The sequence below is a fragment of the Methanoculleus frigidifontis genome, from assembly GCF_030464345.1.
Classification (GTDB): Archaea; Halobacteriota; Methanomicrobia; order Methanomicrobiales; family Methanoculleaceae; genus Methanoculleus_A; species Methanoculleus_A frigidifontis.
In genome coordinates this window covers 43628-60063 of record NZ_VCYH01000009.1, presented here as the reverse complement: position 1 = coordinate 60063, position 16436 = coordinate 43628, and the positions used below count along the sequence as shown (strand labels likewise).

The following is a 16436-nucleotide window of genomic DNA, read 5'->3' as shown; positions in this document are numbered from 1 at the left end:
CTCTTGATAGTTGTTACCGTCGGATACTATATATGTGCAGGGATTCCCAGCACTACCAGGACCCCAAAAAAGAACAAAGGCGTTATCTACGGCGACGCGACCTGCCCGATCTCGTTGATCTGCTCCTGGTAGCGCCCGAGATCACCCTCCGAGAGCGCCTGCTCTGCGGCATCGAAGAGATCGCTGATCCGGGCGAGCCGTTCTGCGAGATCGCCGCCGACGGCCGGCACCTCCCCGGGCGGCGCCTCCCCGCCTTCGCCGAAGATGACCGCCAGCGACTGGTTCAGGGTCTCCTGCATGGTCAGCATGTCCCCGTAGGCGACGATCACCCGCCGGAGCTGCGGCAGGGTTCCCCGCTCGGTCGCCTCGAGGTAGAGCGGTTCGATGTAGATGATGGAATTCTCGATCGGGATCACGAGGGTGTTGCCCCGCAGGACGTCGGAGCCCGCCTGCGACCAGAGGGTGATCGCCTGCGAGATCTCGGGGTCCTGGTCGATCCTGGCCTCGACCTGCATGGGGCCGTAGGTCAGCTCCTGTTTTGAGAACCGGAAGACGACCAGGTCGCCGTACTTCGGTGCGTCGCACCGCGCCGCCATCCAGCCGATCATGTTCTCCTTGTTGCGGGGCGTGAAGGGGAGCATGAGGATGAACTCCTCGTCCGTCTCGCCCGGGAGCCGCAGGATGACGTAGTAGGGCACCATCGGCTGCCTCGCCCCCCGGTAGATCTCGTCCGGGATCACCCAGGCGTCCTCCTTGTTGTAGAAGACCAGCGGGTCCTGCATGTGGTAGAGGGCGTAGACGTTCGCCTGCACCTGGAAGATCCCCTGAGGGTAGCGGATGTGGTCGCGAAGCCCCGCCGGCATCTCCCCGATCCCGCGGAAGAGGCCAGGGAAGATCTTTTCGTAGGCGGCGATCAGCGGGTCGTCCGGGTCGACGACGTAGTAGGCGACGTCGCCGGTGTAGGCGTCGACGACCACCTTGACGCTGTTTCGGATGTAGTTTGTCCGCCCGCCGTCGAGAACCTCCGTGGCCGTCGGCTCGGCGTAGGGGTACTGCAGGGAGGTCGTGTAGGCGTCGATGATCCAGAAGATCTTCCCGCCGTCGACCACGACGTAGGGGTCGGGGTCATAGGAGAGGAAGGGGGCGATGGCCGCCGCCCGCTCGGCTGCGTTCCGGTAGAGAAGGACCCTGCTCTCCGGGGTGATCGAGCCCGAGACCAGAAGCTCTATCGACCCAAACCTGACCGCGTAGACGAGCCGCCGCAGCCCGTCGCTGAGCGGCACTCCGCCGGTGCCGCCGTACCTCGTGTAGACGTTCTGCTCGCCGGACGGGTAGTCGAACTCCGCCGTGGTCGTCTGCGTCACCACGTAGTTGCCGGTCTCCTCGCCGTAGTAGATGGCAGGCTCGGTCACGGTCAGGTTTTCAAACTGCGCGACCGGCGGGATGTCCCGCAGATAAAAGACCGGGAGCCCCTCGGGCGTCACCTGGTCGACCGGGTTCATCACCGCGCCGTAGCCGTGGGTGAAGATGAGGTGGCGGTTCACCCAGGTCTGCGCCTGCTCGGGGAGGAGCCCGACGTTCAGTTCCCGCGCCGAGACGAGCACCTCCCTGTACCGGCCGTCGAGGGTGTAGCGGTCGACGTCGACGTCGAAGAAGTCGTAGTAGGTCCGGAAGAGCTGCAGCTGCGCGTAGGTGGCCTGCAGCGGCCGCCAGTCCCAGAGCCGGATGTTGCTGATCGTGGCGTTGTTCTCCCGGATGTCCTCCGCCGTAAGGTTGAGCGCGACCGGGAAGAACCGGTCGTCCACCTCGTCGAGGTCGTAGGCGGCACGGGTATGCTGGATGTTGTAGCCGAGGTACTCCCGCTCGAGGTTGAACTCGTCCGGCGCCACGATGAGCCCCTGCACGGCAGCGACGGCGACGAGGCCGATCAGGGCGACGCCCACGAAGGCCGCAAGGCCGTAGGCGATCACCCGGATCCGCCCGAAGGCCGCGTTGATCAGAAAACCGATCCCGATGACGAGCGCAAGCGCGGCCAGAACCGTCAGCACCGGAAGGGTGACGTTGACGGCGGTGTACCCGGCGCCGTAGACCGCTCCCGTCGTGGAGAAGAGGATGCCGTAGCGGGCGAGCCAGAGCCGGACGGCGAGCGCCGCAAAGACAAGGAAGAGCAGCACGGAGAGATGGGGGAGAAACGCCCGGGCATACTGCTGCCAGCCGCGGGGTTCTGCGGTCACCGCCGGCTGCCGGCCCGGCTCAAGCTCGATCCCGAGCGCCCGGATCAGGAACGCGGCGCCGGCGAGAACGGCCGCGAAGAGGAAGAGCCCCAGCAGGAAATTGACAATGAGCGTATAGAACGGAAGCGCGAAGACGTAGAACCCGATATCAAGCCCGAAGATCGGGTCATCCGCGAGAAACGCCGTCTGATTGAAGAAGAGCAGCACCGTCTCCCAGGCGCCCGAGAGGACGATTCCTGCAAGCAGGCTCCCCACGGCCGCGATGAGCCCGGCGACGAGCGGCGTCCCCTGCCCCGCCGTCCGGGCGGCGACGGCGGCGTTCCCGTACGAAACGGCGAAGAAGACCAGAAAACCCAGAACCCCGAGGCCGACCCGTGCCGCGAGCACGGTCAGGTAGACCGATTCGTAGCCGACCGCCCCGAACCAGAACCAGTCGGCGAGAACCCCGACGGCGATCGATACCGCAATCGCCACTCCTGCCAGCCCGAGGATCACCAGCGTTGAGGGCCGCATGCCTGCACCACAACCCCGGGTTTACGGCCCGCCGGTTCAAAAAACCATGGGTGGCCGGGTGGCAGGCACCATCCGCGACGCGACCTTGCGGGAACCTGCGACAGTGAAAAGGATCGGACGAACTTCTCCGATGCCGTCGATCGTTTGCTGCAGAGCCGGTGTGCCGGACAGGGGCGGCGTTTCGGGGCGTTCGCGTATCGGAGAGTCCGCAACCTTCGGTATTTTTGTTCGCGGAATGCAGTGACGGACTGACAGATACCCGCTATTCGGCAAGGGTGATCTCACCGGCGGCGAGCGGATGGAGACAGATAGTGCCCCGATGCACCCCGTCCATGATCACGTCGATCCTCCGGGAGGTCTCTGCTGTAAAGTACGCCTCACCGCACCGGTCGCAGATGTACGCCGGGACGTCGCGCACGACAATGACCTCGTTCTGCACCCGCACGAGAAACTCGGTCTTTCCTTCGTGCAGGGCACCCTTGCAGAGGCTGCATTTTTCAGGAATCATTTTTGCTCTCTCCGTATCCGGTTGTCGGTCCACAGGTCCTCCGGGCGCTGCGTACGCGGTAATGACCCGGAGGTGATCACTACAGATAGCTACCACACTACTGATATGCCTGATCCCCGATAAAACCAGGGATCATTACGGAAGGACACGGTTCATCATCGTGATAGTCCTCAATGATCGTACCGGCCATAATGACGGCAATGATCTCGTCCGTCCGGATGTTCCTCTCAAACATCCGGACCCGGGCATGCCGTGAGATGAGAACAGCGTCCTGCCCTGCCAGTTCCACGATCCGATTTTTGTTCGCCGGCATGTCTGCAAATAAGCAAACGTCAAACAAGCAGAAGTATTCTTCGACGGAGACGGGATGAGGTCGACCGCCGCAAACGCTTTTGCGATAAGGAGCTCTCCAAGCGGCCGGTGCTCGCACCATCTCTGCGTCGATCATTTCACGGAGCATGAGCAGCTTGGATCGTAGGGGAACCGCCGGGGCAATGGGATCGGTTTACTCATCATCGAGATCACAGCTGAGCCAAAAAGAAGAAGGTCGGAGTATTCCCAAAGGTATCGGGGAGAAGATTGCAGCGTTGCCGGGACCGCGGCACGAGCCATCGACGAAAAAAGAGCCCTTCGGGCAGGGAGGACTGCCGCCCGCCATCACCGCCGCCGCTCGATCTCGCCGTGGAGCTCGCGCCGGAGCGCGTCCAGCCGCTCGTCGACGAGCCGCAGCAGCGGGTCGCTCTCCGGCTCTTCGCGGACAGCGTAGGCCGCAGGCTCGCGGCGCTGCTCCTCGAGCGCCTTCGCCTTCGTCAGCTCCCCGATGACGGACTGCGCCATATTGGAGTATTCGCCAGCGTCCACCTTCACCCTCAGCCACCGGTAGAGATGGCCGGGCAGCCGCACCCCCACCTGCTTGCTCTGCACGTTTTCGGACGGTTCCATCTCTCTTCTTCAGGTATTTCCCGCGAGCCGATATAGTCTCTTGTTTTTCGCCGGCGGATCGCGGTAACATTCGCTACCCATAGGTATCATTTTTAAGCGGGCGCTTCCCATGCAGATACCATGGAAGAACGCCCCCAGATCACCGTACGCCTACCGGACTCACTCTACCGGTGGCTGATGGAGAAAGTACAGTCAAACGGCAGCAATGCACCCTATCCGGACGTCAACCAGGCGATCATCGCCCTCCTGATAAAACAGAAGGTGCAGGAGGAGGCAACGCCGGCGTGCCCCCGCTGCGGGAGTCCGGGCGAGTGGCTCGGCTCCGTCGAGATCCCGGACCATGCGGTTGTCTATGCCCAGTACCGGTGCACCCGGTGCGGCAACGGCTTTCTGCGCCCGCAGGCTCCGCGGTGCCGGCCCGGGGGTTGCCCGGAGCGATCAGCAGGATAGGCACCCTGCGATCAGGACTCCGGCGCCCGCTCGGCAGCCAGCCACGCATGATCGAGCGCTGCGACGATCTCTCCGAGCCGGGGCACCCGCCCGAACCGGATCCCCCGCAGGCCCTTCTTGAGCGCCCGCAGCGTGTCCCGGCCGAGCGGCACCTCGATGTACCCGGCAGCGCCCGGCCTGCGGCAGCCCCGGTGCCGCCGGAGCCCCATCCTCCTCTGCATCCATTCCGGTGTGCCGACCATGACCGAGAATAGCCCGGCTATCAGAAATACCTTTGGTTCACAGCAGCCGCACCGCTCCGAGGCGGTCTTTCGCGAAAAATAGGTTGGCGATCTCTCCCCGCACCGGCGGACGCACCCGGAGAGACCTCTCCTCTCCAGAGCCGGCAGCGGCAGGGTTACTCTGCGCTTTCCCGGCTTTGGTCTTTCCAGAGCACTTCAAGCTTATACACGGGGCACGACTTCCAGGTCTTCATCGGGTCGTCGTACTCGTCGTCGGCCACCTCTGCGGCAAGGCGCCTGACAACGTCGTCGAGGGATTCCTGCGGATGCTGTTTCAGCCCCGAGAGCTGATCGCTGATGTCGCGGGGCTCGCGCATCGAACACTCGTCTTCCATGGCTGTGTATTGCCCCCGCCCCGTGAAAAACGTTTCTCTTTTGCACCGATAGCGGGGCATCCGTTTCTCAAAAACGCCGATGTGGAAAAGGATCGTTCCTCAAACTGCCCTTTTGAGGGATTTTCCGAGCCGGAGACATATGCCGCAAGGAAAGAAACCATCCCGGCGCCGTCAGGACCGGTCTCCCGGCGAGATCCGGGCTCGCGGTCGCGGAGCACACACCTTCGGGCACCCGGCATCGTCGGAGATAGCGTTCTCAGCCGCCTACGACTGCAAAAGAGCGATCCGCTTTGCCGCAGGTGCTGACCATTCTGCCCTGATACCCCCGGGCGGATTCGAACCGCCGTCGCCGGATCCAAAGTCCTGCATGATTGACCACTACACTACGGGGGTGCCTGAAATACGATGCCGGTCGGATCTCTGCGGCTATATCATTTGGTCGTGGAAGAGCATTAAGGATTCTCTCCCCTGAAGGCACCGGGACTCTTCGTCAGGCGCGGGCGATCCCGGCATCACCGGTTCTGCAGCGAGAGTCTTTGCCGGACCGACCCGAAGAGCCCGCATACCTGATGGAACGGCGCCTCTCCCTCCCCCGAGCGTCGGTGCGCCTGTCCGGAAATTCCGTCGAACGTAGTCGACAGTTGTCAGGAAAATCGTCGACTACAGTCGACACATTTCCCGATACCGGAACGACGGGCTCCTCTCAGACCACAGAAGACCAGTACTTCCGACATCTCCCGCCCTTGTAGCGCCCGGAGATTTTGTCGAGCATAATCCACAATTACATACCAAATTGTCGACTACACTCTACAGATGGATCAGGATCACCGTGGCCGAGGAGCCCCGCGACTTTAGCCGTGGGAGGAATCGGCCACAGGCCAACGGGTAAAAACACTTTCTCAGTGCACGGCTGTGCTTTATGCCGATCGCAGCGAATAGGAATACGTATGCAATCGGTGACGAAGTTGCGGCTGTATGCTTCTCCTGAAGACCGGAAGAAGTTGTTTGCCACCATGGAGCGGTACAACGCTGCCTGCGCCTTCGTGTCGCCGGTTGCCTTTTTTGAAAAGCAGTTCTCCACCATCGGCTTGCAGAAGCGGATGTACTCCACGGTCAGAGAGCAGTTCGGGCTTTCCGCCCAGATGGCGCAGCTTGCCATCCGCAAGGTTGCCGGCAGTTACCGGAGCACCATTGAGGCGATCAAGGCGAAGAACAAGATCCTGAGGGCTCTTGGCAAACCCCTGCAGGTACTCTCCGAGATCTCGTTCTGTGAGCACGGTGCTATTTGCTACGATGCCCGGGTGCTCTCCCTTGGGAAGAACAGGGCGAGCATCTGGACGCTGGACGGCAGGATCAAACTCCGGTACGCGAGACCCGACTACTTCCCCCCGGTAGCGGCGGTCAAGCAGACCGATCTCGTCTACAGGGATGGGGCATTCTGGCTCTACGCGACCGTCAAATCCCCTGATCGCGAGATCCCTGAACCGGCCGAGTATCTCGGGGTCGATCTCGGCGTGGTCACCATCGCCACGACCAGCGACGGGACGGTCTACTCCAGTGCAGCCACCGAGAGGGTGCGGAAGCGGTATGGAAACCTTCGTGCCGCCCTGCAACAGAAGGGCACGAAGGACGCCAAGGAGAAACTGCGGAAGATCTCCGGCAGAGAACGCCGGTTTAAGACGGACGTGAACCACGTCATCAGCAAGCAAGTCGTTCGTGCGGCAGAAGGCACGAAGCGAGGAGTTGCCCTGGAAGACCTGACGGGCATTCTCCAGCGGACAACGGTTACCAAGCAAAACCGCGAACGACATCATACGTGGGCGTTTTTCCAGCTGAGAACCTTCATCGCATACAAGGCCAGAAAACTTGGTGTTCTGCTGAAGGTGATCAACGGCTCGTATACCAGCCAGCAGTGCAGTGTCTGCGGGCATACTGATCCCGGCAATCGGTCGGATCAGGCCACGTTCCGGTGCCTGCAGTGCGGACACGCCGAAAACGCCGATCTCAATGCCGCGAAGAACATCGCGGTAAGGGCCGCCGTCAACCGGCCTATTGCGGTCTGCTCCCGTCCCGGGGAGAGGTTGAATCGCAAGCCTGTAAAGAGCATGGAGCCAATTACGGCACCATGCCCGCGACTTTAGTCGTGGGTAGTTGACAAGGTGCAGATCGCTCTCGAAAGCCAAAATCCCTGGTGGTTCTCGAGAGGGTTTGAGACCGGCGTCGAACGCCTGTCACAATTCCCCGAAATTGTACGCTACCTGGATGCGAGAGAGATTCTGCTTCTCGCCGGTGCACGAAGGACCGGAAAATCCACGCTCGTGTACCAGATCATTCGTTTTCTCCTGAAGAGGGGCGTCCCAAAGGAGGCCATCCTCTCCATCAATCTGGATGAACCGCTCTTCATCTCCATGGCAGACGATCCCGCGCTGCTCGGCGGCATCGTCGAAGACTACCTCGCTCGCCATGCCGGCCTTGAGCGGCTCTATCTCTGCATCGACGAGGTCCAGAATTATACACACTGGGCGTCTGCCGTCAAGACATTCCACGACACAAAGAGCAACGTCAAATGCATTCTGACCGGTTCAGTCTCCTCGCTGCTCCGGCACGAGCTCAGCACCCGCCTCTCCGGTCGGTATTTCTCCTGCACCATCTATCCCCTCTCGTTCCCCGAGTATCTTCGGTTCCAGGGCATGACGAACCCGACCCTCGTCGAGAAGAGGCAGCAGTTCGCCGCGTACCTGCACTACGGGGGGTTTCCCCGTGTGGCCCTCGAACCAGATGCCGATCTGAAGAGGCAGATCCTTAAAAGCTACTATGAGACGATCTATCTGAAGGATATCATCTTCCCGAACCGGCTGCGGAACAACAGCGATCTCGTAGACCTCCTCTATTACCTGATCTCGAACGCAGGGAACGCGCTCTCGTATCATCGGATTGCCGGCGCCCTTCATATCGCAACCGAGACCGTACGGGAGTACATCGAGTATGCCGAGAATGCGTATCTCCTGTACACCCTGATGAAATACGACTCTTCGGTGAAGAAACAGCTCGCAAACCCAAAGAAGATCTACGCCATCGATACGGGTCTTATAAACGCCGTTGCCTTTACATTTTCAGAGAACCGGGGAAAACTGCTCGAGAATCTCGTCTTCATCACGCTGAAAAAGCAATACGACGCCATCTACTACCACAAGGACAGATACGAGTGTGATTTCCTCGTTAAATCGGGGCGGACGATCGCCCTGGCAATTCAGGTAACGCAGTCCCTCGGGGATCCCGGCACCAGAAAGAGGGAGATCCGCGGGCTCTGCGAGGCGATGGATGCGTACGGCCTCGCCGAGGGCATCATCATCACAGAGGCCGAGTCCGAAGACGTGGTTATCGGCGGCAGGGCAATTCACGTCGTGCCGGTCTATACCTGGCTCGACGGCAGATCGAACGTGCAGGAATGATTCGCTCGTATCAGCTCCTTTTCCCGGCCATTCACCCTCCCAACTATCCGGAATTTCCGGACAGGTACCCGGTGGCCGGGCTCGCCCCCCTCGAGATGCACAGAGGTCTCCGGAAGCGCTCACGTCACCGCCACCCCATGACGGATCAGGTGAACCAATGCAACGAGCAACCGAAGAAACGAAACGCACCCCGGTGACCGCCGTGTCAGAGACACCTGCGGGAAACAGTACCGACACAGCTGTTCGCAGATCGAACTTCCGGATTTTTGCCGGAGCAATCAGAGGTGCCCGCTTTGGAAAAATCCCCCGGTTTCAGCGTCCCAGGTGTTTTCGGAGCGTTTCGAGATCTGCTTCCGCATCTTCGCCTGAGTAATCCACCGGTACTCCTTTCTCATCCAGGAGCAGGATCATCTCCCACGTATTGCGTGCCCCGGCGACCTCTGCCGCCTTGCCAAGCGACAGCCGCCCTTCCCGATACAATCCGACCGCCAGAACCCGACGGATGAAACGATCGAGATCCGGCTTTCTCACGTTGATGACCGAGAGCAGGGACTCCGGGAGCGTGATCGTGGCTTCCATGGGTACAACCACAGGAGGTAGTACCATCTGCATGGGTATATACTCTTCCGATGGTTTCGGAATGCTTCCTCCCCGTCCTCACCGATCATGCCGGGACGAAGAAACCCCGCATGTGTCAAGGAACATCAGTACTTCCGATACACACTGCTCCGGTGCCCTACGTCGACTACGTGGATGATCACCAGGTCATCGACGATGGAGAGGATTGCCCGGTAGTCGCCGACCCGGAGTGAGTAGAACGGCGGATTCTGCGACCCCTGCAGTCTCTTCACGAATTTTTTCGGATCGGGCTCCCCGGCAAGCGATGCAAGTTCTTCCCCGATCGTGAACGCGACAGGCCGCGGAATACGTTTCAGCGCGTGGCGTGCCGTCGCCGTGAATACGACACGCCAGGTCATTCTTCGCGGAGCTCCGCCATGACTTCGTCCAGCGTGAAGATGCGGCCCGCTTTGAGGTCCTCAAGCGATGCTTCGAGAGCCCGGATCGTCTCGTCGCTCAGCGGTTCGTCGTCGACGCTGTTCTCCACCAGGCGGCCGATCACCTCGCTGTAGGTCTCACGCGGATGGACCTTCAGTGCATTAAGCCGATCGCGGAGATCGGTTGCGATCTTGATCGTCGTTGTAGAGGACACACTCAAGTATACCGCAGTTTACCTAATAAGGATTTGCATCAGATCTCCAGTGGGCCCCTCAAGGGACGGGGAACCTTCCCTCATCCGGGAGTATCTCCTCGTTTCACCGCCCGGTGGCCAAAAGGCGAAGCCGCCAAAGATTGCCTGAGATATCAGCAATATTTTTCCGTCAGCGGTCCGTAGACTCTCTATCCCATGAATGCCACAAAGTGCATTATTGTCAGGGAAGAGGTCTGGGCCGCCCTCTCCCATATGCGAGAGCCGGGGATGACCTTCTCGGAACTGATAGAGGAGATGATCGAGCACGAAAAAAAGCGGCGGCTCGGGGAAGATATCAAGCGGATCCAGGAAACGGAAAAACTCGTGGAGATCCCGCTGTGACGCATGCCAAGCCGGCAGCGTTCAGAAGTATCCCACTCAGCCGTGCTGGGCTCTCCACACCAAACGACTTCGTACTAATCCCGGTTCCCTGTCGGCAGATCCTTTTTATGCACAGACTCCGCAGATACTCATCAGGAGAAACGATACCCTTCCGTTGTATGACACCCACTATTCGACCGGTAGTCCGCACCTTCGCGACGAAGGCGCGGGAGGCATGCGGAGATGCAATCGAGGAGATTCTGCTCTTCGGATCGGTGGCACGGGGAGATGACCGGCCGGACTCCGATATCGACATCCTGGTGATCAGCCGTGAGGAGGATCTTCACCTCCGCGAACTGCTCACCGGTCTCGCCTTCGACCTGCTGGTCGAGACAGGAGACCGCCTCTCGGTCAAGGTGCTATCACGAGCCGATCTCCAGGCACACCGGTACGATTTGTTTCTCAGGAACGTCGCAGCCGATGGGGTGGCGGTCTGACGATGACCGTGGCTCATGGAGGTGACCTATGGAGACAAAGACGCTCAATGAGATCAGGATCCAGGGATTCCGGGTGCTGGTAAGGAGCCTCGGACCCGCAGACGCGAGTACGGTTCATCCGAGGGTAATTCCCACGGGAGCGGCGATTACACACACGAGCGCAAAGCCCTGCTCGAGCAGGGTTTCAACACGGTCGTTGCAGGGATCATAGAGCGCCGGAGGAAAAAAGCCGTGCCCGAGCAGCCTGACCGCTGATCCGGACGGCCACCTGGTGTTCCATGCGGCAGAGGGATCTGCCGACCGCCCGGGAAAGATCGCACTCATCGGCCGTGTGCCGGGCAGGCACGCGCTATTCGGCAAGCGTGATCTCGCCGGCGGCGAGCGGGCGGCAGCAGATGGTACCGCGATGCACCCCGTCCATGATCGCGTCGATCTTCCGGGAGGTCGCTGCCGCAGCCGTATGCCTCGCCGCACCGGTCGCAGATGTGACATCGGGACGCCACGGACGACAATGACCTCGTTCTGCACGGCCGCGAGAAACTCAGGTCCTTTCCTTCATGCAGGGCACCCTTGCAGAGACTGCATTTTTCAGGAATCATTTTTGCTCTCTCCGTATCCGGTTACCCGCCCATCTTTCTTCCGATGGTACATATGCGGTGATCACCCGCACGTGATCACGCAAGAATAGCTACCACACTACTGATACGCCTGCTCCCCAATAAAACCAAGGATCAGTACCGAGGGGCACGGTTCATCGTCGGAATACTCCTCGATGATCGTTCCGGCCGCAATGACGGCAATGATCTCGTCTGTCCGGATGTTTCTCTCAAACATCCGTATCCGGGCGTGACGGGAGATGAGAACGGCGTCCTCCCTTGCCAGTTCTACGATGCGCTTTTTGTTCGCAGGCATGTCGGTATATACGCAAACGTCGACATGGCAGAAGTATTCTTCGGCGAATGCGACTTTCGGCAGCCGACCGTTCCGGCGGTTTCACGACCCGATCCTTCGCCGCACGAATCTTCGCGAGGGTTCCACGGCACTACGTATATGTAATCGTGTATCCACACACTGATGCATGAAGACCATCACCATCCGGGAATCGACCTACGAGAATCTCCGGCGGATGAAGGAACCGGATATGAGCTTCTCCGATGCCGTCGACCTTCTGCTACGGTCACGCTCCGCCGGACTTGAGCGGCGGTTCGGGGCACTCGCCGGGAGCACCGCTCTCGATGAGATCGAAGTCTTCGTTTCACGAACGAAACCATGATGATGGATACCACGCAATTGAAGATCAACCGCGGTGCGGGAACCGGGCACCCGAACTCCAGGGAAACGCCATGTCAACCGAAAGGACTCTCCAGACACCGGACATTCGCTCTATCGCGGATACGCTTCGCCGGGCAAAGCCGTACCTGCGGGAGCGCTACAACGTCCGGGAGATCGGCATCTTCGGATCATACGCGAGGAACGAACAGACTGCAGGAAGCGACGTGGATATCCTCGTCGACCTGGCGGAGCCCATCGGGTGGGACGTCGTCGACCTGAAAGACGAACTCGAACAGCTCCTCGGCCTTCCGGTCGACCTGGTGCTGAAGGGCGGTATCGCCCGAAGGCCGAAACTGCTCCAGTCGATCCGCGAGGACGCCACGTATGTCTAAACGCGGGTCCCTCCCTCTTTCTGGACGATATGCTCGAGGCGCTCGAGCGCATCGAAGAGTATACGGAAGGATTTTCGCAAGAGGAATTCGTCCGCGATCAGAAGACCATAGACGCCGTTATTCGGAATCTCGAAATCCTGGGCGAAGCATGCGGGCAGATTCCGGAAGAGATCCGATCCCGTTACCCACTCGTGCCCTGGAAAAGGATCGTCGGTCTCCGGAACGTCGTTCTCCACCGCTACTTCGGTGTCGATCTCGAAACCGTCTGGTTCATCATCAAAAATCAGATCCCGCCGCTGAAGGCCGATCTCCGGACTATCAGAGACGACACCGGGCAACCGGGTAAAGCGGAGCCATAGCCAGCAGAGATTGTGCGGCGCAGTTTACCTGGAGCATCGCGACCATTGAACACTACACCGTCACGTCAACGGTCGTGAGGCTGATCTGGTCGACCTCCGGAATCTCCTGTCCGGTTGCGGTGAGTTCCTCCAGAACCAGCAGAAGCACTTCCCGAACGGCGGAAAGAACCTCCTCGTAGGTATCGCCCTGTGCGTAACACCCCAAAGCTGCAGGAATATACGCATACCAGCCATCTTCATCTTTTTCTATGACAACACCAAAGACGGTCATGGGTAGTGTAATCTCCCTTCTCAGAAGTATTAACCTTTCGTGCCAACAGTATTGCGGCCGGGACATACGCACATACACCGTCACATACGCCACAGCATGCAACCCCACTCTGCAGACGTTCATATGCGAGAAACTTCGGTGACTGCAATGATCCGGTGTGACTTCTCCAACACCGTTGATCTCCGTATGCAGGGCGGGTTCGCCGGAATCATTCGATCACAGCGTGCGATGACGGACAGCACCCGGCGACTTCCAGGGAACATCTCCTTGAAAGAGATCACCCCGTCCCGCCAAAAAATAAGCCCGAATCGGCGCTCTTTTCTGTTTTTAGCGGCGATTTCGGATCCCAAAATCCGGCTCCGCAAACGGGCGAAGCATTGCGCCCCGATTCCCGTACAACGGCAGGATCCGAGGGCCATAGCGGCGATATGAGGCAGGGTAATTTTTCAAGGATGCTTACCATAGCTCACCCCGAGATCGGCCGTCTCCGGGCTTCTGTGAGGGTCGAAATTCGGCAATATTCGCCCCGGATTCATGATATATAACGTTTGCTTAACCCAAACGGCAAGTCGGCTATCGCTGTGGCCGCCAATCGATCCGGGTATATACCACCGCAGTAGTAGGGAGTAGTATGTCCGATACGTCGTCGATCAACATATCAACCGAGGTGAAAGACCAGCTCAATCGCCTGAAGGTGCATCCCCGTGAGACCTACAGCGACGTTATCGGGCGGCTGATCTCCCATGCCCACGAGCAGCAGCCCCCCGCCCGGATTCCTTTGATCTACGTCAGAATTCACGGTGAGATCCGCGAACTGACAAGCCCGATCGATCTTTTTCTCGAGCTCGAAGACGGGAGTTGCATCCTGTACAACCACGACTACCGCCTGCTCGCGGTCGCTCCGGACCTGCGGGAGGGCCTCGCGGCGATCACTGCTGAGTTCGAGGAGAACTGGAAGGATTTCGTGGAGCGTGACGAGAGCGAACTGACGGCGGGCGCCCTGCAGCTGCGCCGGAAATTCCTGTCGCTCTTTGACGGAGAGAGCCAGCGGATTCGCGAAAAAATTTCGTCGTCGTAAAGCGTCTCATGAAAAAAGGATTTCATCCGGAGAACTCCGGGCATGTCACGCCGACCCTTTCACTCGCCCTGCCCTTCAAGGAGCCGGAGTGCCTCCCGGCGAAGGCGCGTGATCTCCCCCTGATGCAACCGCTCCATAGAGTTCAGCAGCTCTGCACAGAACACCTCTGCTTCTTCGATTGATTCCGTTACGTCCTCGGCAGTTATCTCGAAATCGACATAGTACTGCTTGTCGACACGATCCCGCTTGGCGGCGGCGATCCGGGAGTTGTCGATCCCATACAATCTCTCAAGGAGAATCATCGCTCCGGTGTGGTTTTCACACTGGATGCCGGTCCTGAAGAGGAGGGCGAGCAGCATGTAGTACATGCTGTAATATGCCATCGAGACGGTCTCTTCGAGCCTCCCGTTTTCGAGCAGAATCTTTGCAGAGATGAGATAACTTTCGGATTTGCTCCGGTAGGCTTCCTGCACCGTGGTACTCGGATCGACGATCCGGATCTTTCTCTCCCGATAGAGTTTACTCAAAAAATCGCGTCTTTTCGTAATACCGTTCAACCCCCTTCAGAATAACATGGTTTTGTACGATCTCCCGTATCAGCAGATTTTCAGGATCCCAGGTACCGATCTTTACGCTGAGCCTGCTATGCCTTCGTTCAAGGTCGCGCTTCACCTCACGGTCGGTCGTCTCGAGATAGACGTCGATGTCGCTCGAGGGGCCGTATGTTCCTTTTGCATAACTGCCGAAGAGTATCGCAAGCGGAACATCTTTCTCTTCCTGAACCGCTCTGATAATGGAACGCAGGTGCGGAGCAGACTCAATCGTTTTTCCGAGCGAATACCACTCCGCCATGTACCCGTACACCCGGGCTTCAATGCTCTTTTTCAGAAAGTACACCGTATTTTTCCCCTCGACCCTGAAGTCGACGACGTTTTCGTCGAGGAGGCCCTTGAGTTTCCGCAGGACAGTCGGGTGCGAAACGTCCAGATCTTTCGCAAGACTGCGCGGATACGAATCACCTTTGAGGAGCAGCCCGACGATCTGAATGGTAATATTTTGTTCCACGTGGTAAAAATATGTACCGATGTGTGAAAAAGGCATCGCCACTCCTGCCGATCATGCAGGAGTCCCTCACCGATACCGACCGGCCTTCCACCGGTACTTCCGGTACATACTGCCCCTATTGCCGACATTGGCTGAGCAGCTCCACCTCTCCCGGCAGCAGCTTGACGACCTGGTGGACTGTCGGCTTGACGAGCAGGGACTCCTCGCACGCTCCGAGGAGGCAGGCGTGACTACGACAACCTCTTTCTGCATGGAGCATGGGAGCGTGCGCATCAGAGCGCCACTTCTTTAGCACGCGGAACCGGGAGATGACAAAAATGGCAACAAAGATGCATACCCAGAGAAGCGGGGATTACACAAAGGAGCGCAAAGCCCTGCCCGGGCAGGACTTCGATACGGTCGCTCTAGGAATCCGGGAGCACCGGAAGAAAAAAGCCGTGCCCGAACAGCCTGACCGCTGATCCGGCGAGTGCCATCGGGTTTCCATACGGGACAAACCGTAATACCTACAGCGACCTACAGAGTTCTATGGCAGTTACGACGATCCAGGTCACTCCCGATGTGAAGGCACGGCTGGAGGGGCTCAAACGCTATGCAAAGGAATCGTATAACGATGTCATCATCCGGCTTCTCGATCTGGCGCTCGACACCGAGCCGCTCAGCGACGAGGCAATCCGGGGGATAGAGGAGGCTCTGGAGGACATTAAGGCAGGCAGGGTTTACCCGGAAGAGGAGATTGCACGGGAGTTTTGCGTCTGAATGACGTACACGCTCTCGTACTCGGCGCGAGCCCGCCGTGACCTGCGCGGCGCATCATCCGCGGGCTCTCCGAGATCAAAGAAGACCCGTACGCGTACGTGAAGAAGATGAAGGTCGCCGCCCCGAGCATCCTGTACACCTTTCGTGTCGGGACGTATCGTGCAATCCTCTCTATCGAAGACGACAAACTCCTTGTTCTGGCGTTCGAAGTCGACCGCCGAAGGACGGCATACAGGAAGTAGTGAGCAGCCGGCAGCAGATGGTGCGCAGGGAGCGCCCCCTTCATAGCGGCACCGGAACGAACACGAACGGTTTGTATCGGGCCCCCGGTGGGACCCTCGAGAGACGGCGCTCGTCCTACACGGGAACATTTCCTCGCCCGGGAATCTCTCCTCTGTGTGCCATCCGGTGGCTTCGCTTTCGGCCACCGGAGAGTACCGATATATCAGCAACAATTT

The 16436-nt window shown here is 59.3% G+C and carries 27 protein-coding genes and 1 tRNA gene; 13 read left to right on the top strand and 15 right to left on the bottom strand.

Going from position 1 to position 16436, the window contains the following annotated elements:
* Positions 1-86: 86 nt before the first annotated feature.
* From FGU65_RS12895 to FGU65_RS12880, 4 genes are all read right to left on the bottom strand, one after another.
* On the bottom strand, positions 87-2747 hold the full coding sequence (locus FGU65_RS12895) for a UPF0182 family membrane protein (protein ID WP_301664900.1): 2661 nt from the start codon (positions 2745-2747) through the stop codon (positions 87-89).
* Between the two features lie 262 nt (positions 2748-3009).
* A complete protein-coding gene (locus FGU65_RS12890) occupies positions 3010-3255 on the bottom strand; it encodes a type II toxin-antitoxin system MqsA family antitoxin (RefSeq protein WP_301664899.1) in 246 nt (81 codons plus the stop codon).
* Positions 3256-3352: 97 nt separating this feature from the next.
* Positions 3353-3568, bottom strand: a complete 216-nt coding sequence (locus tag FGU65_RS12885; RefSeq protein ID WP_301664898.1) for a DUF4258 domain-containing protein — start codon at positions 3566-3568, stop codon at positions 3353-3355.
* A 344-nt stretch (positions 3569-3912) separates the two neighbouring features.
* Positions 3913-4197: a hypothetical protein gene (locus FGU65_RS12880; protein ID WP_301664897.1), complete on the bottom strand. Its 285-nt coding sequence runs from the start codon at positions 4195-4197 to the stop codon at positions 3913-3915.
* Positions 4198-4317: 120 nt separating this feature from the next.
* Here FGU65_RS12880 and FGU65_RS12875 point away from each other — a divergent pair, with 120 nt between their 5' ends.
* Positions 4318-4647 (top strand): hypothetical protein, encoded by a 330-nt coding sequence (locus FGU65_RS12875; protein ID WP_301664896.1) that lies wholly within the window; start codon positions 4318-4320, stop codon positions 4645-4647.
* Between the two features lie 11 nt (positions 4648-4658).
* On the opposite strand, the gene FGU65_RS12870 is transcribed toward FGU65_RS12875, so the two are convergent.
* The 3 genes from FGU65_RS12870 to FGU65_RS12860 form a co-directional block, all read right to left on the bottom strand.
* Complete coding sequence (locus FGU65_RS12870) at positions 4659-4889, bottom strand: hypothetical protein (RefSeq protein WP_301664895.1); 231 nt, start codon at positions 4887-4889, stop codon at positions 4659-4661.
* 155 nt (positions 4890-5044) lie between these two features.
* On the bottom strand, positions 5045-5263 hold the full coding sequence (locus FGU65_RS12865; RefSeq protein WP_301664894.1) for a hypothetical protein: 219 nt from the start codon (positions 5261-5263) through the stop codon (positions 5045-5047).
* A 320-nt stretch (positions 5264-5583) separates the two neighbouring features.
* Positions 5584-5656 (bottom strand) — tRNA-Gln (locus tag FGU65_RS12860).
* A gap of 554 nt (positions 5657-6210) precedes the next feature.
* Between FGU65_RS12860 and FGU65_RS12855 the strand changes: the two genes are divergently transcribed.
* Positions 6211-7404, top strand: coding sequence for an RNA-guided endonuclease InsQ/TnpB family protein (locus FGU65_RS12855; RefSeq protein WP_301664893.1), 1194 nt, complete (start codon positions 6211-6213; stop codon positions 7402-7404).
* 18 nt (positions 7405-7422) lie between these two features.
* Entirely contained in the window at positions 7423-8715 is a 1293-nt protein-coding gene (locus FGU65_RS12850) for an ATP-binding protein (protein WP_301664892.1), read from the top strand.
* A 312-nt stretch (positions 8716-9027) separates the two neighbouring features.
* On the opposite strand, the gene FGU65_RS12845 is transcribed toward FGU65_RS12850, so the two are convergent.
* The 3 genes from FGU65_RS12845 to FGU65_RS12835 form a co-directional block, all read right to left on the bottom strand.
* The gene (locus FGU65_RS12845) at positions 9028-9306 is read right to left on the bottom strand and encodes a UPF0175 family protein (RefSeq protein ID WP_301664891.1); all 279 of its coding nucleotides are present in this window, start codon (positions 9304-9306) and stop codon (positions 9028-9030) included.
* Between the two features lie 113 nt (positions 9307-9419).
* The gene (locus tag FGU65_RS12840; RefSeq protein WP_301664890.1) at positions 9420-9692 is read right to left on the bottom strand and encodes a type II toxin-antitoxin system RelE family toxin; all 273 of its coding nucleotides are present in this window, start codon (positions 9690-9692) and stop codon (positions 9420-9422) included.
* Entirely contained in the window at positions 9689-9925 is a 237-nt protein-coding gene (locus FGU65_RS12835) for a DUF7557 family protein (protein WP_301664889.1), read from the bottom strand. Before FGU65_RS12835 ends, FGU65_RS12840 begins: the two co-directional genes overlap by 4 nt.
* 195 nt (positions 9926-10120) lie before the next feature.
* Between FGU65_RS12835 and FGU65_RS12830 the strand changes: the two genes are divergently transcribed.
* Complete coding sequence (locus FGU65_RS12830) at positions 10121-10306, top strand: antitoxin VapB family protein (protein WP_301664888.1); 186 nt, start codon at positions 10121-10123, stop codon at positions 10304-10306.
* Between the two features lie 158 nt (positions 10307-10464).
* Positions 10465-10782 carry a nucleotidyltransferase domain-containing protein gene (locus tag FGU65_RS12825; protein ID WP_301664868.1) on the top strand — a complete coding sequence of 106 codons (318 nt, stop codon included), beginning with the start codon at positions 10465-10467 and terminating at the stop codon, positions 10780-10782.
* Positions 10783-10896: 114 nt separating this feature from the next.
* On the opposite strand, the gene FGU65_RS12820 is transcribed toward FGU65_RS12825, so the two are convergent.
* Together FGU65_RS12820 and FGU65_RS12815 are read right to left on the bottom strand one after the other, a co-directional pair.
* Positions 10897-11106 carry a hypothetical protein gene (locus FGU65_RS12820; RefSeq protein ID WP_301664887.1) on the bottom strand — a complete coding sequence of 70 codons (210 nt, stop codon included), beginning with the start codon at positions 11104-11106 and terminating at the stop codon, positions 10897-10899.
* A gap of 372 nt (positions 11107-11478) precedes the next feature.
* A complete protein-coding gene (locus FGU65_RS12815; RefSeq protein WP_301664886.1) occupies positions 11479-11694 on the bottom strand; it encodes a DUF4258 domain-containing protein in 216 nt (71 codons plus the stop codon).
* A gap of 166 nt (positions 11695-11860) precedes the next feature.
* On the opposite strand from FGU65_RS12815, the gene FGU65_RS12810 reads away from it, so the two are divergent.
* The 3 genes from FGU65_RS12810 (at position 11861) to FGU65_RS12800 (ending at position 12805) form a co-directional block, all read left to right on the top strand.
* Positions 11861-12055 carry an antitoxin VapB family protein gene (locus FGU65_RS12810; protein ID WP_301664885.1) on the top strand — a complete coding sequence of 65 codons (195 nt, stop codon included), beginning with the start codon at positions 11861-11863 and terminating at the stop codon, positions 12053-12055.
* 70 nt (positions 12056-12125) lie between these two features.
* On the top strand, positions 12126-12446 hold the full coding sequence (locus tag FGU65_RS12805; RefSeq protein WP_301664884.1) for a nucleotidyltransferase family protein: 321 nt from the start codon (positions 12126-12128) through the stop codon (positions 12444-12446).
* 29 nt (positions 12447-12475) lie between these two features.
* Complete coding sequence (locus FGU65_RS12800) at positions 12476-12805, top strand: HepT-like ribonuclease domain-containing protein (protein ID WP_301664883.1); 330 nt, start codon at positions 12476-12478, stop codon at positions 12803-12805.
* Positions 12806-12857: 52 nt separating this feature from the next.
* On the opposite strand, the gene FGU65_RS12795 is transcribed toward FGU65_RS12800, so the two are convergent.
* Positions 12858-13076, bottom strand: coding sequence for a type II toxin-antitoxin system HicB family antitoxin (locus FGU65_RS12795; RefSeq protein WP_301664882.1), 219 nt, complete (start codon positions 13074-13076; stop codon positions 12858-12860).
* Positions 13077-13707: 631 nt separating this feature from the next.
* Between FGU65_RS12795 and FGU65_RS12790 the strand changes: the two genes are divergently transcribed.
* A complete protein-coding gene (locus FGU65_RS12790) occupies positions 13708-14154 on the top strand; it encodes a DUF7557 family protein (protein WP_301664881.1) in 447 nt (148 codons plus the stop codon).
* A gap of 59 nt (positions 14155-14213) precedes the next feature.
* Here FGU65_RS12790 and FGU65_RS12785 read toward each other — a convergent pair whose 3' ends face one another.
* Together FGU65_RS12785 and FGU65_RS12780 are read right to left on the bottom strand one after the other, a co-directional pair.
* Positions 14214-14681 (bottom strand): HEPN domain-containing protein, encoded by a 468-nt coding sequence (locus FGU65_RS12785; protein ID WP_301664880.1) that lies wholly within the window; start codon positions 14679-14681, stop codon positions 14214-14216.
* Positions 14674-15219 carry a nucleotidyltransferase domain-containing protein gene (locus tag FGU65_RS12780; RefSeq protein ID WP_301664879.1) on the bottom strand — a complete coding sequence of 182 codons (546 nt, stop codon included), beginning with the start codon at positions 15217-15219 and terminating at the stop codon, positions 14674-14676. Before FGU65_RS12780 ends, FGU65_RS12785 begins: the two co-directional genes overlap by 8 nt.
* Before the next feature lie 127 nt (positions 15220-15346).
* Between FGU65_RS12780 and FGU65_RS12775 the strand changes: the two genes are divergently transcribed.
* From FGU65_RS12775 to FGU65_RS12760, 4 genes are all read left to right on the top strand, one after another.
* Positions 15347-15511, top strand: coding sequence for a hypothetical protein (locus FGU65_RS12775; RefSeq protein ID WP_301664878.1), 165 nt, complete (start codon positions 15347-15349; stop codon positions 15509-15511).
* A gap of 25 nt (positions 15512-15536) precedes the next feature.
* A complete protein-coding gene (locus tag FGU65_RS12770; RefSeq protein ID WP_301664877.1) occupies positions 15537-15680 on the top strand; it encodes a hypothetical protein in 144 nt (47 codons plus the stop codon).
* 67 nt (positions 15681-15747) lie between these two features.
* Positions 15748-15978, top strand: coding sequence for a DUF7557 family protein (locus tag FGU65_RS12765; protein WP_301664876.1), 231 nt, complete (start codon positions 15748-15750; stop codon positions 15976-15978).
* Between the two features lie 98 nt (positions 15979-16076).
* Complete coding sequence (locus FGU65_RS12760) at positions 16077-16220, top strand: type II toxin-antitoxin system RelE family toxin (RefSeq protein WP_301664875.1); 144 nt, start codon at positions 16077-16079, stop codon at positions 16218-16220.
* Positions 16221-16436 lie beyond the last annotated feature (216 nt).

Coding starts and splice junctions, on each gene's coding strand:
- FGU65_RS12895 (WP_301664900.1), bottom strand. CDS start 2,747: ATGCGGCCCTCAACGCTGGTGATCCTCGGGCTGGCAGGAGTGGCGATT.
- FGU65_RS12890 (WP_301664899.1), bottom strand. CDS start 3,255: ATGATTCCTGAAAAATGCAGCCTCTGCAAGGGTGCCCTGCACGAAGGA.
- FGU65_RS12885 (WP_301664898.1), bottom strand. CDS start 3,568: ATGCCGGCGAACAAAAATCGGATCGTGGAACTGGCAGGGCAGGACGCT.
- FGU65_RS12880 (WP_301664897.1), bottom strand. CDS start 4,197: ATGGAACCGTCCGAAAACGTGCAGAGCAAGCAGGTGGGGGTGCGGCTG.
- FGU65_RS12875 (WP_301664896.1), top strand. CDS start 4,318: ATGGAAGAACGCCCCCAGATCACCGTACGCCTACCGGACTCACTCTAC.
- FGU65_RS12870 (WP_301664895.1), bottom strand. CDS start 4,889: ATGGTCGGCACACCGGAATGGATGCAGAGGAGGATGGGGCTCCGGCGG.
- FGU65_RS12865 (WP_301664894.1), bottom strand. CDS start 5,263: ATGGAAGACGAGTGTTCGATGCGCGAGCCCCGCGACATCAGCGATCAG.
- FGU65_RS12855 (WP_301664893.1), top strand. CDS start 6,211: ATGCAATCGGTGACGAAGTTGCGGCTGTATGCTTCTCCTGAAGACCGG.
- FGU65_RS12840 (WP_301664890.1), bottom strand. CDS start 9,692: ATGACCTGGCGTGTCGTATTCACGGCGACGGCACGCCACGCGCTGAAA.
- FGU65_RS12830 (WP_301664888.1), top strand. CDS start 10,121: ATGAATGCCACAAAGTGCATTATTGTCAGGGAAGAGGTCTGGGCCGCC.
- FGU65_RS12825 (WP_301664868.1), top strand. CDS start 10,465: ATGACACCCACTATTCGACCGGTAGTCCGCACCTTCGCGACGAAGGCG.
- FGU65_RS12820 (WP_301664887.1), bottom strand. CDS start 11,106: ATGAGTGCGATCTTTCCCGGGCGGTCGGCAGATCCCTCTGCCGCATGG.
- FGU65_RS12815 (WP_301664886.1), bottom strand. CDS start 11,694: ATGCCTGCGAACAAAAAGCGCATCGTAGAACTGGCAAGGGAGGACGCC.
- FGU65_RS12810 (WP_301664885.1), top strand. CDS start 11,861: ATGAAGACCATCACCATCCGGGAATCGACCTACGAGAATCTCCGGCGG.
- FGU65_RS12805 (WP_301664884.1), top strand. CDS start 12,126: ATGTCAACCGAAAGGACTCTCCAGACACCGGACATTCGCTCTATCGCG.
- FGU65_RS12800 (WP_301664883.1), top strand. CDS start 12,476: ATGCTCGAGGCGCTCGAGCGCATCGAAGAGTATACGGAAGGATTTTCG.
- FGU65_RS12795 (WP_301664882.1), bottom strand. CDS start 13,076: ATGACCGTCTTTGGTGTTGTCATAGAAAAAGATGAAGATGGCTGGTAT.
- FGU65_RS12790 (WP_301664881.1), top strand. CDS start 13,708: ATGTCCGATACGTCGTCGATCAACATATCAACCGAGGTGAAAGACCAG.
- FGU65_RS12770 (WP_301664877.1), top strand. CDS start 15,537: ATGGCAACAAAGATGCATACCCAGAGAAGCGGGGATTACACAAAGGAG.
- FGU65_RS12765 (WP_301664876.1), top strand. CDS start 15,748: ATGGCAGTTACGACGATCCAGGTCACTCCCGATGTGAAGGCACGGCTG.